Raw genomic sequence first — 15,500 nt, forward strand, 5'->3', positions numbered from 1 at the left:
GAATAAACGTCAGGGAAGGAACGGTTCGTTCCGGCTCGCACACCTTCATACTGGTTCGCAATGACATGGTTCGGATCACGTCGGTACCGGGAATCGTTTCGCGCCCACACGGCCGCGCTCAGGGCCGTAGCGTGAGGACGAGCACCACCGCGCCGAACAGCAGCGCGATCGGGACGAGCGCCGGCCCGCCGCCGGCCAGCCGATAGACGGCGAATCCGCCGCCGGCCCCGATCAGTGCCAGCGCACCGCTCGTGCCTGCGTGGACGAGTTCCGCCCGACGTGTCGTGGCCGCCCTGCCGACCGTCTCGCCGAGGCCGATGCCGAACTCGGCGACGTCCCACGCGACGACCGTAGCGGCGGTCGCCGCCAGCAGGAGTGGGGATGGCGCGCCGGCGAGCCCCGCGAGTAGCGTTCCGCAGAACAGTCCCGTGGCCCCGAGCGTAACGGCCGCTCGCGACGACGAGCGCAGCCCGACCGCGAGACCGACGACGCCGACCGCGCCGACGACGGCCGCGGGTCCCGAGAGTGCCAGCGACAGCGTCCCGATGGCTGCGACGCCGATCGCGATGGCGGTGCTCGCCCGTGGCGGCGCGTCGTCGATCGCCGCGGTGCTCATCGCGAGCCCTCCGCCCGAGCGAGCGCGACGGCGAGCGATTCGGCTCCCCAGTCGACGACCGGGATCCCAGCCGCGCGCAGCGTCGACAGGCGGAGGGCGCGTTCGGTGCGAGCCACCCGCTGGCCGGGCGTTTCGTCGCTCGTGGGATCGGGACTGAGAACGGTCACGCGATGACCGCTGGCGTCCAGTCGCTGGAGGAGCCCCACGATGTAGTCGTCGCACAGCGGCGAGCAGACCACCAACTGCGCCTCGGACGGCAGCCGACGGCGCAGTCGTCGCAGCCGGATCGACGGGAAGAACGGTTCGTCCGGTGGTGTCGGCGCGAGCGCCGGATGAGTCGCGAGCAGTTCGCGGGCACGGGCGCGATGGCTCGCCCCGAGCCCCGGCGCGAGCCAACAGGATTCGGGCGCGAGCGCGGCGATCCCGACCGGGTTCTCCGCGTCCGTCAGCGCGGCGTACAGCGCTCCGCTGGCCGCGACGCTCCGCTCGACCGCGCTGTCACGATCCCCGTCCGGCGCGCGATAGGAACCCTCGCGCGCGTCGACGAGCAATACGACCGCGGCAGCGCGCTCCTCGCGGAAGTCCACGGTCGAAAGGTCGCCGGTCTTCGCCTTTCGGTTCCAGTCGATGCGCGAGAGCGGGTCGCCCGGGCGGTACTCGCGGGTGGTGTGGAAGGCAACGCCCGACCCGCCGATGTCGGTGAGCACGCGCCCGGGCTGGCCGATCGTCTGCTGGCGAAGCCCGATCGTCACCTGTGCATCGAGTGCCGGCACGCAGGTGATCGGTGTCTCGTCGATCGCCACCACCTCGTGCCGTCGCTCGACCGCCCCGCTCGCGTCGCGGGCGATGGCGAACGCTGGCTCGAAAGCGTGTCGACCGCGAGCAGCGCTCACGTCGTAGGAGAATGTCGTCGTTTCACCCGGTCTGAGTGCGGTCGCTAGCCGTGGCGATCCCGATTCGACGGCGAGTGCGGGCGGCACGCCATCGATGATCCGGAGATCGGACAGGAAGGAGTCGCCGGTGTTTTCGATCGTCACCGTGACCGTCACCTCTTGTTCGGAAGCCGGTTCGGCGTCGCTCACCGATCGCTCGATGGAGAGATCGACGGTCGGTGGCTGTGCGGCCCGTGCGAACCCGGCGAAGACGATACCGACGACGCCGACGAGCACGAGACCGGCGCTGTCGGCGAGGATGCCGACCGCTCCGGCGACCAGCGCGAGTGCGCTCACTCCCCGCCAGCGGCTCGTTCGACGCACACGTCCATCGTCCGCGCTCGCGCTCCGCTCCCGTTCGGAACGACTCACTGCTCGCGCTCCCGATTCGCGACGGTGGCAAGCGCGTCGGCCGCGTGGCGTGCCCGCCGGCGCTCGCTCGGCTCGCCGCTGAACGCCGCACGCAGGCGTTCTTCGAGAGGAACGTCCGAGGCGCGTGCCTCGGCGAAAAACGCCGCCGCATAGGGGTCATCGGTCCACGCCCCCTCCGCGAGCTGTTCGCGGGCAGCCTGCTCGCTGGCTCCCTGCTGAATCAGTATTCTGATGGCGAGTTCGTCCAGCCGGTCGCGTATCGTGCGGCGCTGGCTGGCTCCCCGCATCCGCCCGCCGGGCGCGAGTTCGGCGACGGCGTCATCGAACCCCCCGCCCGGTGTCGAGAACTCGCCCGCGGATTCGGGCGTCGGCAGCTCGTACTCCGTCTCCTCGGCTCGAAATCGCGAGCGGACGGCCGCAGCGCCGCCGGCGAGCGCGACGATCGCGACCGCGCCGAGCAGTTCGGTCGTCAGCGTGATGCCACCGGCGAACCCCGGCACGCTCGCGACGGCCAACCCCCAGAGGACGAGTGCGACGCCGACCGCGACGGCCAGCGATCGTCCGCGACTCATCGCTCCTCCGCGTCGTCCTCGATGCGCCGCAGTGCGGCCACCGCCCGCGCTTCGCGTTCCGCAGTAGCGTCGGTGCCGCCGTAGCGCACGGCTCTGAAGACGTCGGTGAGTTCGGTGACGTTTTCGCGGGCCATGCCGGCGTCGGTCGCGGCGCGGGCGAACTCCTCCGGGGTCCGTGAGCGCGGGTTTCCCATGTTCAACTGCTCGATCATCTCCCGCCACGCACGGTAGATCTCGTTGTCGGTACTCGTGTCGTCGGCGATGCGGTCGGCCGCGTTTCCGGCCGCACGCCCGAGTTCGGCCGCACTGGGGGACGACGAGTTCGACGCCGCCGGTGTTGATTCTCCATCATTTTCGTTCTCGTCGGTCGTCCGCCGGGAACGAACGAGGAGCCCGATCCCGACGAGAAGTACGGCGGCGACGGCGAGCACGAGCAGCGGATCGGTCGAAACGGTCTGAGCAACGCTGTCGGCCGCCCCGTCGCTGCCACCGCCCGGAAACACGGGTGTTCGCCTGCCGGCGACACCACTCCCGTTCGCCGCGTCGTTGTTACCGAGGAAACCGAGGAGGCGGTATAGCCCGAACAGCAGGCCAGCCAGAACGACCGATCCGAGCGCGACGATGCCGAGATCGCGGAGACCGAGTTCGTCGCGCAGGACGTACAGACCGACGAGAAACCCACCGACGAGCACGATGACGAGTAGCTGGAGAAGGGCCTCGATCGCTCCCGAGCCACCCGACGGATCGATCTGAGCCTGCTGGCCGAGGTCGAACGTCTGCCCCTCGCCGAGGAGGCCGCCGCTCCCGCCACCGCTCCCCGTGGCGCTCCCGGCCGCTTGCGTCGGTGCGTCGATGGCGGCGGCCCCGACGGCGATTGCGAGGATCGCCAGTACGGCGAGTAAGACGACGCCGAGCGCGTCGCGATTCACGACCTACCTGCGGGACGGGGCCGTCATGAGTGTTATCCCGCGGGCGGCGAATCGACGGCCTCTGGCTATTTTGAATCGATTCCCGACCTCGATCGACTACGCTCGATCCGACTCCGCGGCCTCGTCGAGCGCCTCCAGGTCGCGCTCGTCGTTGTACTCGTTCGCCTCGCCCGCCTCCCCCGTGAGCTCGCCGTAGAGCGCCTCGCGAACCTCCTCGGGCGTGTCGTACTCGTCGTCGAGCCGATCGAAGACGCTGCCCATCGATTCGGTTTCGTTCGGCATATCGATCGGCTGATCGGCGTACTCGGTGGCGAGCTCCTCGCTTCTGACAGGGTACTGTCGATCGCTGACGTCGGCTTCGACGTCGTCGAGGATGCTCTCGACGTGTTCGGCGCGGTCGTGCTGGCGCTCCCGTGCGCGGTCGGTGTTCCGTCCCTCGTCGGGCATACGCAGCGTACGACGCCCGGCGGAAAAAGTATGTCACCGGCAACTGCAACCCGCACTCGTCGGTCGTCCGACTCGACTTCGATTCGTTTGGCGAGGAAATCCGCCCTCCCCGAATTGAACGGGGGACAAGCCGATCTACAGTCGGCTGCTCTACCAGGCTGAGCTAAGGGCGGACAGTACGAACAATCGGACTATCGAACTTAACGGTTGCCATTCGATCGCCGACCATCGACTGGTCCGATGACTGTCCAACAGAGCCTCCTGTCGAACTGTCGGTCGATCCTGGATCGCCGATTGGACGGTGTTCTCGGCCCGTGAGCGGCCATCCGACAGTATGAAGTGTTGTGACCTCGTCGCCCCGATCGAGGATGAGCAAGATCACGTTCCGTGCCGACGACGAGCTCATCGAGGAGCTCGAAACCCTGGAGCTCTCAAAGAGCGAGGCGATGCGGGAGGCGCTCCGATCCTATCTCGCACGGAACGAGACGGCGACCGACAGCCTCGACGCCGTCGTCGCCGACCGCGTCGATGCACTCATCGACGAGCGGCTGGACGCGTTTACGCCGTCAGAGCCACAGGACGTGAACGTAAACATCACGCTCGACGGCGTTTCCGAGCGGACGACCGCGGACGACGCGACCGAGCGTAAGACGAACGACGCGACGGCGCAAACGCCGTCGGACGCGCGTAAAACGTGCGCGCAGTGTGGCGAGGACATCGACGACGAGAACGTCTACTGCCCGAACTGCGGCGAAAAGGCATCCCATCGCGTGTTCTGCGACTGCGGCGACGAACTCCGCTCGGACTGGGGGTTCTGTCCGAGCTGTGGCCGACGCACGCCCGCAGCCGACGTCCTGGATCAGCCGTAGGAGAACACTGCCCATCGCATACGCGGCATCCGGCGTCTCACGACGCGTGTCTTACGCGAGCCGGTAGTTTTATTACACCTGCCATGATTGCATACTTTGCGTAAGACGACCGTCTTACAGACGTCGTGGACGGGAGTGATATGGCTCCCGTCACGCGATTTCGGTGTGTAAGACGCGTCGCAAAAGGGAGCAACAAAATGGAGCGTGTGACACTGCGAATTCCGAAACAGCAGATCGAGGAGGTCGAACGGATGGTCGAACTCGGCGAGTATCCGAACCGGAGCGAGGCGATCCGGGCGGCGGTCAGGGAGATGGTCGCCGAGGAACGGTCGGACGATCGTCCGACGGAACGACCGTTCGCGAGGGCCTGAGATGCAGGACATCGTCGAGTCGGCGCTCGAAAACGCCGAACTCGAGAAACAGCGGCGCGACGAGACCGAACTGGAGGAGTTCGGCGACCCGCGGATCGTCGTCGTCGGCTGTGGCGGTGCCGGCAACAACACCGTCAACAGGCTCTACAACATCGGCGTCGAGGGTGCCGAGACGATCGCCATCAACACCGACAAACAGCATCTCCAGATGATCGAGGCCGACACCCGCGTGCTCGTCGGCAAGTCCCTCACGCAGGGGCTCGGCGCGGGCGGCGATCCGGAGATGGGTCAGCGCGCGACCGAGATGGCCCAGAGCACCATCAAGGAGGTGCTCACCGGAGCCGATCTCGTGTTCGTCACCGCGGGGATGGGTGGCGGGACGGGCACGGGGGCAGCACCGGTCGTCTCGGAGATCGCCAGCGACGAGGGGGCGATCGTCGTCGGGATGGTCTCCACACCGTTCAACGTCGAACGCGCCAGAACTGTCAAGGCCGAGGAGGGGCTCGAAGAGCTCCGCAACGCGGCCGACTCGATCATCGTGCTCGACAACAACCGCCTGCTCGACTACGTCCCCAACCTCCCCGTCGGCAAGGCGTTCTCGGTGATGGACCAGCTGATCGCCGAGACCGTCAAGGGTATCTCCGAGACGATCACTCAGCCGTCGCTCATCAACCTCGACTACGCCGACATGACCTCCATCATGAACCAGGGCGGCGTCGCGGTGATGCTCGTCGGCGAGACCCAGGACAAGAACAAGACCGAGGAGGTCGTCAAGGACGCGATGACCCACCCCCTGCTCGACGTCGATTACCGGGGTGCCTCGGGCGGACTGGTCCACATCACCGGCGGCCCGGATCTCACCCTGAAGGAGGCCGAGGAGATCGCCGAGCGGATCACCGACCGACTCGACCCGAGCGCGAACGTCATCTGGGGCTCGCGCATCCGCGAGGAGTACAAGGGGAAGGTCCGCGTGATGGCGATCATGACCGGCGTCCAGAGCGCGCAGGTGCTCGGTCCCGACGCCCAGGGGCAGGCCGACCGCTCGCGCGCGGCACTCGACGAGGAGTTCGAACTCCCCGCCCAGAGCGACGGCGGTCACGACGAACCCGACCGACAGAACGATCTCGACGTCATCCGATAGGTCCCGCTTTCGGCCCTCCACATCGCCTCTCGAATGCGAAGATGAACGAACGTTATTTCCCCACGTCTCCTTGGCCATCGAGTACGGCGCTCGTGACGAACCTCTCCTGACAGAATTCGATGGATCGCCGTTCATTTACTTGTCTGATACCTTTTCAGGTTATGTTGAACTCTTAACCAATTACATAAAATTCATTGGCTGGAATTGATCTGCGAAAATTTTTATCGATTAGAATCAAACTGCACTCATGCCAACATTCAGAAACTGGAAAACGAAGTCGGGCTATGGTATCGTTGCTAACCTTCCGAATGCACCTCATCCGTTCACATATCAACTCAAACCACGAGCGGTTGAATTCTATAAGAAACTAGGATATGAAAATTATGATAGTGTCGATGGTCGATTAGTTTGGCCTTTGAGAAAACTCGGTGATTTGTACATTGACGGCGAAGAACAATCTCCCGATGATGAAATCAGAGAACTTCCGACTCTTGATGATTTAGACAAATTTAGTTTCACGGATTCAGAGAAGCATGCGTTAGCCCAATATGTCCGTGATCATCCTCGATCTACAGAGATTATCAAAGATAATCTCAATGAACGATTTTTCAATGGTGAATTCGATTTCACCGGCAAAGATATCGACATACGGAGTAAATCGGAGGGAAAAGACAGCAGTCAGGGCAGTATCGAAGGTACTTATCCACTTCCTACAGATGTTGTCGAACATATAGATAATTGGGTCAATTGGGAAAGGCGTGAAAAAATATCACTCCATCCACTAACTCGAACAGATTTCCTTAAAAACACTGCTGAGGTCCCGGGAGCAGTAGAGTCAGTGCATGATTTTGCCACCCATCCATGCACTATTCAATCATTTTCTCTATCAGAAGAGACCCTTTCGTATCGACTCCCACTCGAACGAGATACGTTGTCTGATTGTACGTGTAGGGACCATCGGTTCAATGATGACAACATTGACTTCAGTATTGATTTCTGGTTAGAAAATCACCCTATCAAAGAAAGTTATGGAACCATCCTACAACGATTTAATATTGTAAATGGATACACCTTCGATTGGGAGGTACATTCTGACTATGGCTGTGAAGTTGAGGTGGAGAGCTTATCTCCTGTCGAATGGCACAACGTAGTTCACGACCGAGCCAGTATTTTGGAAATAATTGAACCGTTCTTCCAGGAATTTCCGGAATACGAACTAAAAAACCCACGCAAACTATAGTCAAAAGTATCTGTCCTGTAACCATTCCGGTTTTTGATATCAGACCGCGTGAACCGCCTCGGTGAGCTGGCACGTCCGGCAGACCTCGCGCGTGGTGGCGTTGCCACAGCGCTCGCATTCCCCGAGATCGGCACCGTCCTCACCGTAGGCGCTGGCGGCCAGTTTCGCCATCTCCTCGTAGCCGGCCATGATCGAGTGGCGCGTCCCGGGATGGCGCTCCTCCATGTCGAGCAGGAGCTCCTGGATCTCGCCACGATAGGCCTCCGTCGAGTGCGGACATTCGGCCATGTGGACGGGCAGATCGGCGAGATGGGCGTAGAGCGCGACCTCCTTTTCGGGGACGTCCCGCAGCGGTTTCGCACGCGGGACGAACTCGTCGGTCTCGGTACGCTCGTCGAACGGCCCGAGGCTCGCGTCGAAGTGTTTGGCCATCTGGGCGACGTCACCCTCGAAGAAATTCATCAGCGCGGTCTGGGCCTCGTCGTCGAGGTTGTGGCCCGTCAGGAGTTTGTCCGCGCCGAACGACTCGGCATGATCGGCGAGCAGATCACGCCGGAAGACGCCACAGTACGCACACGCGGCCATTCCTTCGGGGTCCTTCTCGACGACGTCGTCCATCTCCAGATCGAACTCGTCGGTGTAGCTCACGACCTCGTGGTGGATATCGAGCCCGTCGGCGAGCGCGCTCGCGGCGTCAAGGCTCTCGTCGCGATAACCCTCGATCCCCTCGTGGATGGTGAGCGCGACCAGTTCGATGCGCGGATCCTCGGCGAACGTCTCTTCGAGAATCGAGGTGAGCACGACGCTGTCCTTCCCGCCCGAGAGCCCGATGAGCCACGTCTCGGGGCTCTCGGGGGTCGCGTCGTCGCCAATCAGTCCGTCCTGTCTGATCCGCCGGCGAACGCGCTTTTCGACCGACGCCCGGAGATGGTGCTCGCAGAGATGCGCCCCGGAGTACGCCGCGTGAACCACCGCGTCGCGGTCGCACTTGGTGCAGTTCATGGAAATTCTACTCACGGCCCACTTTTTTACTCGTCGGGTAACCTCCCTCCGGTCGGCTACCACTCTCTGCTCGCGACCACCGAATCACTGCTCGTCTCGCCATTCCTCGATGCACTCCTCGTCACAGAAATGTAGATCTTCGTTGGCTTCCGCATCGTCGCCAAGGGCCTTCCATTCGAGCGGATCGAGGCGCGCGCCGCAGTTCTCACAGGTCGCGCTCTCGGTCTCACGACCGGGGTTCGGTGTCGTGTCGCTTGGCTCTTCCATCGATCAAGAATGGACCTCGACGCACTCCAGTCCATCGGCCATCGCGCTCGCTGATAAACGGCCGCGCATCCGGGGACAAAGGGATTTGTCGGCGGGAGGCGATCACACCGGCATGGACCTGGGACTCGGCGATAAGACGGCGCTCGTCACCGGCGGCGGCGGACGCATCGGCAGCGAGGACTGCGAGACGCTCGCCGCGGAGGGCGCGGAGATCGTCGTCCTCGACGTTGACGAAGACGGCGCTGAGACCGTCGCCGACGGGATCGAAGACGATGGCGGCACGGCCCACGCCGTCGGGTGCGACCTGACCGACCGCGAGGACGTCGCCGCGACGATCGAGGCGATCCGCGAGGAGACGGGCGGGATCGACGTGCTCGTGAACAACGCCGGGATGGTCGACGCGCGCGCACGGGTCGAGAACTTCGAGGACGACATCTGGGAGCGCGACATCGCCGTGAACCTCACGGGCTCGTACAACGTCACTCGCGAGGTGTTCCCCGCGATGTGCGAGCGCGGCTGGGGACGGATCGTCACCATGTCCTCGATGGCCGGCTGGCAGGGTGGGTTCGGCCAGCTTTCCTACTCGGCGACCAAGGCTGCGCTCATCGGCTTCGGCAAGACGCTCGCGCTGGAGGGTGCACAGTCCGGCGTCACCTCGAACGTCGTCGCGCCGAGCATCGTCGTCGGCGCGCTCGCCGACCTCCCGCCCGAACAGTTAGAGGAGGTCGACGAACATTTCGCGCGCATCGCCAAGGCCACGCCGATGCGTCAGCTCGGCCGCGAGGAGGACGTCGCCAATCTCGTCGCCTATCTCGCGAGCGAACAGTCGAGCTACATCACCGGCCAGGTCGTCGGCGTCACCGGCGGCATCGATCTCTTCTCGTTCTGAAAGCAGTCAGTTCGCGTACTTCTCGTCGGCGAACTCGTGATCCGGTTCGCCAGCGAGCTCGGTCAGTTTGACGGCGGCGTCGGAATACTGGAGGATCTTCTGCATGTCGCCGTCGAGCTCGAAATCGCCGCCCATCAGCCCGTCGATGACGCCCATCTCCTGTTCCAGCAGCGCCTTCCAGTTCTCCGTTGTCGCCGAGAGCAGAAAGCCCTCGTCGACCTCGTCGGGGCTTTCGATGAGATACGCGCCGGTACATGTCCCGTCTTCGAGCCCACAGAAGGCGTGGCCGACGTAGCCCCGATCGTCGGTCTCCTCGAGATACGTATCGAGCTCCTCCTGGAGGTAGTCGGGCATCGCCTCCACGTCGAGCTCGTCGACGGGCATCTCGGTCATCTCGAAGACGAAGTGGCCGTTGAAATCGACGCCCCAGCCTTCGCTCACGTCGGCGTACTCCTCGTCGCCGTTGATCTCCTCTTCATACGCGGCGAACCACGCCTGACTCGGAAAGAGCAACGGGTCCGGTTCGTAATCGACATCAGCCATTGTATGACACCGACTAACGATTCGCAGCCACACCAATGAACGTTCATCGGCGTATCCGCGGTCATTTATACGCTGTGTCGCGGTGCGGGAAAAGTATATGCGCCCGCTCCGCCCATCCCGGCTATGCGGTATGTCACCTTCGTTCTCATTCCGCCCGACGGCGGCCTCCATCCCTCCGACCGGCGACTGGCCGAGGATTCGGACGTGACGCGCACGGCGCTACACGACATCAACCGCCTCGACGACGGCACCGCCGTCACGCTCTACCGACTCGACGGCACCGTCGAGCGCGTCGAGGAAATCCTCGACGACTGCGCGGACGTCCTCGCGCACAACGTCTCGGCGACCGGCGACAGCGTCCACGCCTACGTCCATTTCGAGACCAACGACGTCGTCGCGGGGCTGCTCGCCGTCCCCCACGCCCACGGAATCATTCTCGACACGCCCATCGAGTTCACTCCCCGTGGCGGGCTCCGGATAACCGTCGTCGGCGAGGAGACGACGATCCGCGAGACGATCGGCACCGTCCCCGATGGGGTCGGTCTCAAGCTCGAAGAGACCGGCGAGTACGAACCGAGCGCCCAGCGGCTGTTCGCCAGGCTCACCACCCGCCAGCAGGAAACCCTCAAGGCGGCCATCGAGGCGGGCTACTACGAGGTTCCCCGCCGGGCGACACACGCCGACATCGCCGAGCGCCTCGACCGGACCGGCGGCACCGTCGGCGAACATCTCCGCAAGATCGAGGCGGCGGTGCTCACCGCGATCGTTCCCTGATCAGCGATCGACCGTGTGCGTCGACCGGCCTGTGAGGGATCGTCGACTGTCGGGCAGCTGGCTGTGAATCACGAGTCTCCGGCGGAGAGTCCGACCCCGTCGGCGATCAGTTCGTACGAGCGAACCCGGTCGTCGGGATCCGGAATCATGTTCTGAACGACGACTTCGTCGACGCCGACCTGCTCGGTCATCTGTTCGAGGAGATCTCGTACTGTCGCGGGGCTTCCGGAGATCTGCTGTGGCCAGTCGCCCGGTTCGATCGACTGTGGCGTCGGATCGGGAACGCCACCGAGTTCGTCGATCGCATCGTCGACGGCCGGAGGTGTGCCGACCTCGCCACGGTCGAGTCGCTGGTAGTACGCCTCGACCGAGGCACGGAGACGCGCGGCTTCCTCGTCGGTGTCGCCACAGCTGACGTTCACCCCGATCATCCCCGCCGGTTCGTCCGGAGCGGCCTCGAACGGAGCGGGTTCGAAGTTCTCTCGATAGGCCTCGAACGCCTGTGGGGCGACGTCGGGCCGAATGAACGCGGCAAAGCAGTACGGGAGCCCCAACTTGCCGGCGATCGCGGCGCTGTTCGGGCTGGATCCGAGCACCCATGTCTCGGGGACGGCCTCGCCCGAACGGGCTAGCTGCAGTTGGCTGTAGGGATGGTCGTCCGGAAAGCCATTATAAAGCACTCGTTATCGCTTTAGGATTTGTCTGAATCAGCAGGCGCTACTGTCTCCCGCGTCAGTCGGGACTCATGGATCGATGGCTCAATATTCTCGGTCAAGAGCTTCGATATCTGCTCCCGCCACGGTCGGTGCGCGAGCACGCTCGCGCTACCGACCTCGTTGAACGCAACCGGCACATCGATGCGTTCGCGTTCTTCTGGTCGTTCACGATTGGCACTACCCAATCCAACGGGTCTCTTGCTGCTGCTCAAGACCTCTACAAGGCGTTCACCAGCGATTCCGTTGCGTATTCATCCGTCCAACAGTGGGTCACTCCTGATCTCACCGAACTACTTACCGACATCTGCGGCTACATCAGCGTTGAGCTTGGACGGACAGAATCAGCGCTCGAAGGCCGCTTCGAGCGCTTCCGAGATGTCTTCGTCTCAGATGGGACCATCTGTACGCTCTCGGCGGAATCATTCGATGAGTTCCCCGGATTAAGCGACGATCACGCTGGAGCAAAGCTCCACGTGATCGAATCACTTGCTTCGCGGGCTCCGATCTACTCATCGATCACCGACGCTCGTACCCAAGAAACCACGCAGCTCCAGATCGGTGACTGGGTCGAAGATTCCTTGGTCCTGTTCGATCTTGGCTACCTCGACTACGCGAGGTTAGCACGGATCGACCGCAATGGCGGCTGGTTCGTGAGCCGACTTAACGTCGACGCAAACCCTGAGATCATCGACGAACTCCGAACCTGGTGTGGTGATACGATCGATCTGGAGGGCAGGCACCTCCAAGAGGTGCTGCCCGACCTTTATCGGCAGATCATCGATGTGACGGGGACGGTCGGTGCGGATCAGAACGATCCGCGCCTTCCTTACGATGTCCGAGTCGTCGGCGTCCGCCATGAGGACGACGAGGATGATCACCGAACGGAGGAAGTCGAAGCCGATCACGATTACCACCTGTATGCGACGAATCTCCCGGCAGATGCGTTCGCGCCGCGAGAACTCGCGGCGCTGTACAGCAACCGCTGGAGCGTCGAAACAGTCATTGATGAACTGAAGTCGGTGTTCGAGTTGGACGAGATGTCGGTACGGCGGGAGGCAGCGGTGAAGTGTTTCATGATGGCGGCGCTGTTGATGGTGCTGGTGAGTCGGTACTTGCTGCGGCGGGTACGAGCACGGCTCGGACCCGCCTCACAGCGATCAGTCGAGGAAGAAGACCGAATCGAGCCGATCCGTTTTTCGAAGCGAATCCAGCTGTTCAGCGGTGATTTGCTGCGGATATTGGCTGAACAGCTCGGGTATGGGTGGGACGGCGTCGGGATCGTGATCATCGAAGGAGCAATCGATCCGAACGTGGCTCGCCACGCGCTTACGGAGCGAGTGGCTCACGGAAGTGTCGATCCGAACCTGCAAAACGCGGGTGAACTGGCGACGATCCGGCCCGGCTGACGACTGTCAGCCGAGCCGGGAAAGCTTCGCGTTGAGTGGCAACGCTCTCGATTAGGCGCGTTTCTGAACGGAAACGAATCTGTGATTGGTCGATTCCAGCAATATCGATCTCTACTCGGCGGTTCATGCTCTACTTCTGAGAAATCCCACAGCACTCAGCAAACCAGCTTCCGCGCTCACCGCTCATTCTGGGCTTAAGCGATAACCAGTGATTATAAAGATGTTTGACTGCTTCCTCGATCTTGTCGGCGTGGTCGTCCTGCTGCTGGTTTTGGTTGTACTGGAGCGCGTGATCGGCGGCTGGCTGCCCCGACGCTCGCCCGAGCCCCATATCGATCCGCCCGGGCGCGAGCGCGTCGAGCGCGCTGAACGTCTCGGCCACCTTGTACGGGCTGTAGTGGTTGAGCAGAACAGTACCGGAGCCGAGGCGAATGTCGGACGTCTTGGCCGCGAGATGGGCGATCAGCACCTCCGGGGTCGTGCTCGCCGTCGAATCACCGCCACCGTGATGCTCGGCCAGCCAGAACCGCGAGTAGCCGAGTTCCTCGGCCCGTTGGGCCAGCTCGATGGTGTTGTCGTACGCATCCGTCGCCGTACCACCCTCGGGGACCGTCCCGAGGCTGACGATCGACAGCTCCATGCAAGGGCTACCCCCTCACGCCTGAATAGCCGTTCGGCTCTCGACCCAGGACAACGATCGGAACCGCGAAATCGCGCCGTCAGCGCTCGCAGCGTCGATCACGCGCCGACGAAGACGTGAGATAGCCATCGAATCGAGAGCAGGATGCGGAAAGAAGGGATCGAGGGGTGGCCACCGAGACATATTATGTGGTAATATAACAATCAAACATAAGTATTATTAATACTGGAAGCGGAGACGGAGGCGTGTTCGGTCGTATGACTGGTGAGTGAACGCGAACGGATGACACGGGTCACCGCGACCGTGGTCGGTGTCGTCGTTCGCAGTCGGCTTCGACCGGCATCGCAGTCGGGAGAACCGCCCGCACCAGCATGCGCCCCTCAGCACACCGCATCAGTCAATGTCTTCAGACACACCACCCCAGACCGATCGCACCGAATCGAGAGACCAGTCGGACGATTCCGAATCGGCCCTGCAGACGGTCGTCGATCAGCTTTCGGAGGTGGCAGAGCAGATCGATCTCGATCCGAACGTCGTCGAGCGACTGTCCCATCCCAACAGCGTCTACGAGGTCACGGTTCCGATCGAGCGAGACGACGGCTCGATCGAGGTGTTCACCGGCTATCGTGCACAACACGACAGCGTTCGCGGTCCGTACAAGGGCGGGGTGCGCTACAACCCGTCGATCACGAGGGACGAATGCGTGGCCCTCTCGATGGCGATGACGTGGAAGTGTGCGGTGATGGATATCCCGTTCGGCGGGGCGAAAGGTGGCGTGCAGGCGAACCCGAAGGAGTTGAGCGAGCGCGAGCACGAACGGCTCACCCGACGGTTCACCCACGAGATCGGCGATATCATCGGGCCGATGACGGACATCCCCGCACCGGATATGGGAACCGACGCCCAGACGATGGCGTGGATCATGGACGCGTACAGTACCAACGTCGGCGAAACCAAGCCCGGTGTCGTGACCGGGAAGCCGATGTCGATCGGTGGCAGCGAGGGGCGTGAGGGTGCACCGGGACGCAGCGTCGCGCTGATCGCTCGGAAGGCCGCCGAATACTACGACTGGTCGCTCGACGACACGACGATCGCCGTGCAGGGGTTCGGCAGCGTCGGGGCCAAAGCAGCCCGATTGCTCGACGACTGGGGTGCTGACATCGTCGCGGTCAGCGACGTGAAAGGCGTTCGGTACGAACCGGACGGGATCGACACCATGGCGGTCCCGTCGTTCGAGGAGGAGCCGGAGGCCGTGACCGACGATGCCGACGAGGTGCTGGCACCCGAGCAGCTGTTCGAACTCGACGTCGACATGCTCGTCCCGGCAGCGATCGGGAACGTCATCACGAAACAGAACGTCCACGATATCACGGCCGACCTCATCGTCGAGGGGGCAAACGGGCCAACGACCCACGCGGCCGATGCGATCCTCGAAGAGCGCGACATCCCCGTACTCCCGGATATTCTGGCGAACGCCGGCGGGGTGACGGTGAGCTACTTCGAGTGGCTGCAGGACATCAATCGACGGGCGTGGTCGAGCGAGCGCGTCAACAACGAACTCGATCAGGAGATGCACGCGGCGTGGGACGACGTCCGAACGGAGTTCGAACAGCGATCCGTCTCGTGGCGTGACGCCGCCTACATCGTCGCGCTCTCGCGAATCGGTGCCGCGTACGATGCGCGCGGACTGTGGCCGTAGAACCGGTAAATAACTGTTGCGAGCCACGAACGGTAGCTCTCGCGGACCGTTCCGCGAACGATGGTCCGGCCTCGA

Annotated in this window: 16 protein-coding genes, 1 tRNA gene and 2 pseudogenes; 8 read left to right on the forward strand and 11 right to left on the reverse strand. The window is 63.2% G+C overall.

Going from position 1 to position 15,500, the window contains the following annotated elements; all coding sequences use genetic code 11:
* Positions 1–118 precede the first annotated feature (118 nt).
* From MUK72_RS05635 to MUK72_RS05660, 6 genes are all read right to left on the reverse strand, one after another.
* Positions 119–616, reverse strand: coding sequence for a DUF7519 family protein (locus tag MUK72_RS05635; RefSeq protein ID WP_244704689.1), 498 nt, complete (start codon positions 614–616; stop codon positions 119–121).
* Entirely contained in the window at positions 613–1,920 is a 1,308-nt protein-coding gene (locus tag MUK72_RS05640; RefSeq protein ID WP_244704692.1) for a DUF58 domain-containing protein, read from the reverse strand. Before MUK72_RS05640 ends, MUK72_RS05635 begins: the two co-directional genes overlap by 4 nt.
* Positions 1,917–2,492, reverse strand: a complete 576-nt coding sequence (locus MUK72_RS05645; RefSeq protein WP_244704694.1) for a DUF7269 family protein — start codon at positions 2,490–2,492, stop codon at positions 1,917–1,919. The genes MUK72_RS05640 and MUK72_RS05645 overlap by 4 nt, the downstream gene beginning before the upstream one ends.
* Positions 2,489–3,421 (reverse strand): DUF4129 domain-containing protein, encoded by a 933-nt coding sequence (locus MUK72_RS05650; RefSeq protein ID WP_244704696.1) that lies wholly within the window; start codon positions 3,419–3,421, stop codon positions 2,489–2,491. The genes MUK72_RS05645 and MUK72_RS05650 overlap by 4 nt, the downstream gene beginning before the upstream one ends.
* A 96-nt stretch (positions 3,422–3,517) precedes the next feature.
* Complete coding sequence (locus MUK72_RS05655; RefSeq protein ID WP_244704698.1) at positions 3,518–3,868, reverse strand: DUF5789 family protein; 351 nt, start codon at positions 3,866–3,868, stop codon at positions 3,518–3,520.
* Positions 3,869–3,967: 99 nt separating this feature from the next.
* Positions 3,968–4,041, reverse strand: a tRNA-Tyr gene (locus MUK72_RS05660).
* 195 nt (positions 4,042–4,236) lie between these two features.
* On the opposite strand from MUK72_RS05660, the gene MUK72_RS05665 reads away from it, so the two are divergent.
* The 4 genes from MUK72_RS05665 to MUK72_RS05680 all read left to right on the forward strand — a co-directional run bounded on the left by MUK72_RS05665 (position 4,237) and on the right by MUK72_RS05680 (position 7,489).
* Complete coding sequence (locus MUK72_RS05665) at positions 4,237–4,737, forward strand: zinc ribbon domain-containing protein (RefSeq protein ID WP_004055849.1); 501 nt, start codon at positions 4,237–4,239, stop codon at positions 4,735–4,737.
* 197 nt (positions 4,738–4,934) lie between these two features.
* Positions 4,935–5,108: a ribbon-helix-helix domain-containing protein gene (locus MUK72_RS05670; protein WP_004055850.1), complete on the forward strand. Its 174-nt coding sequence runs from the start codon at positions 4,935–4,937 to the stop codon at positions 5,106–5,108.
* Between the two features lies 1 nt (position 5,109).
* Positions 5,110–6,249, forward strand: coding sequence for a cell division protein FtsZ (ftsZ, locus tag MUK72_RS05675; RefSeq protein ID WP_244704700.1), 1,140 nt, complete (start codon positions 5,110–5,112; stop codon positions 6,247–6,249).
* A 247-nt stretch (positions 6,250–6,496) separates the two neighbouring features.
* Positions 6,497–7,489: a hypothetical protein gene (locus MUK72_RS05680; protein ID WP_244704702.1), complete on the forward strand. Its 993-nt coding sequence runs from the start codon at positions 6,497–6,499 to the stop codon at positions 7,487–7,489.
* Positions 7,490–7,528: 39 nt separating this feature from the next.
* Here MUK72_RS05680 and ncsA read toward each other — a convergent pair whose 3' ends face one another.
* Both ncsA and MUK72_RS05690 read right to left on the reverse strand, forming a co-directional pair.
* Positions 7,529–8,491: a tRNA 2-thiolation protein NcsA gene (gene ncsA / locus MUK72_RS05685; RefSeq protein ID WP_244705278.1), complete on the reverse strand. Its 963-nt coding sequence runs from the start codon at positions 8,489–8,491 to the stop codon at positions 7,529–7,531.
* Positions 8,492–8,575: 84 nt separating this feature from the next.
* The gene (locus MUK72_RS05690; RefSeq protein WP_244704705.1) at positions 8,576–8,758 is read right to left on the reverse strand and encodes a DUF7576 family protein; all 183 of its coding nucleotides are present in this window, start codon (positions 8,756–8,758) and stop codon (positions 8,576–8,578) included.
* Positions 8,759–8,870: 112 nt separating this feature from the next.
* Between MUK72_RS05690 and MUK72_RS05695 the strand changes: the two genes are divergently transcribed.
* A complete protein-coding gene (locus MUK72_RS05695; protein ID WP_244704706.1) occupies positions 8,871–9,647 on the forward strand; it encodes an SDR family NAD(P)-dependent oxidoreductase in 777 nt (258 codons plus the stop codon).
* A gap of 6 nt (positions 9,648–9,653) precedes the next feature.
* Here MUK72_RS05695 and MUK72_RS05700 read toward each other — a convergent pair whose 3' ends face one another.
* Positions 9,654–10,190, reverse strand: coding sequence for an SCP2 sterol-binding domain-containing protein (locus tag MUK72_RS05700; protein ID WP_244704708.1), 537 nt, complete (start codon positions 10,188–10,190; stop codon positions 9,654–9,656).
* 123 nt (positions 10,191–10,313) lie between these two features.
* Between MUK72_RS05700 and MUK72_RS05705 the strand changes: the two genes are divergently transcribed.
* On the forward strand, positions 10,314–10,964 hold the full coding sequence (locus MUK72_RS05705) for a helix-turn-helix domain-containing protein (RefSeq protein ID WP_244704710.1): 651 nt from the start codon (positions 10,314–10,316) through the stop codon (positions 10,962–10,964).
* Positions 10,965–11,032: 68 nt separating this feature from the next.
* Here MUK72_RS05705 and MUK72_RS05710 read toward each other — a convergent pair.
* Positions 11,033–11,641: pseudogene (locus MUK72_RS05710) on the reverse strand (LLM class flavin-dependent oxidoreductase); the annotation flags it as partial.
* Positions 11,642–11,709: 68 nt separating this feature from the next.
* Between MUK72_RS05710 and MUK72_RS05715 the strand changes: the two are divergent.
* Positions 11,710–13,086, forward strand: a complete 1,377-nt coding sequence (locus MUK72_RS05715; protein ID WP_244698251.1) for an IS4 family transposase — start codon at positions 11,710–11,712, stop codon at positions 13,084–13,086.
* A 211-nt stretch (positions 13,087–13,297) separates the two neighbouring features.
* Here the strand turns inward: MUK72_RS05715 and MUK72_RS05720 are convergent.
* A pseudogene (locus MUK72_RS05720) lies at positions 13,298–13,726 on the reverse strand (MsnO8 family LLM class oxidoreductase); the annotation flags it as partial.
* 400 nt (positions 13,727–14,126) lie between these two features.
* Here MUK72_RS05720 and gdhB point away from each other — a divergent pair.
* Positions 14,127–15,425 carry a glutamate dehydrogenase GdhB gene (gene gdhB / locus MUK72_RS05725; protein WP_244704712.1) on the forward strand — a complete coding sequence of 433 codons (1,299 nt, stop codon included), beginning with the start codon at positions 14,127–14,129 and terminating at the stop codon, positions 15,423–15,425.
* The last annotated feature ends 75 nt before the right edge of the window (positions 15,426–15,500 follow it).

Origin of the sequence: Halococcus dombrowskii (genome assembly GCF_022870485.1) — an archaeon.
Classification (GTDB): Archaea; Halobacteriota; Halobacteria; order Halobacteriales; family Halococcaceae; genus Halococcus; species Halococcus morrhuae.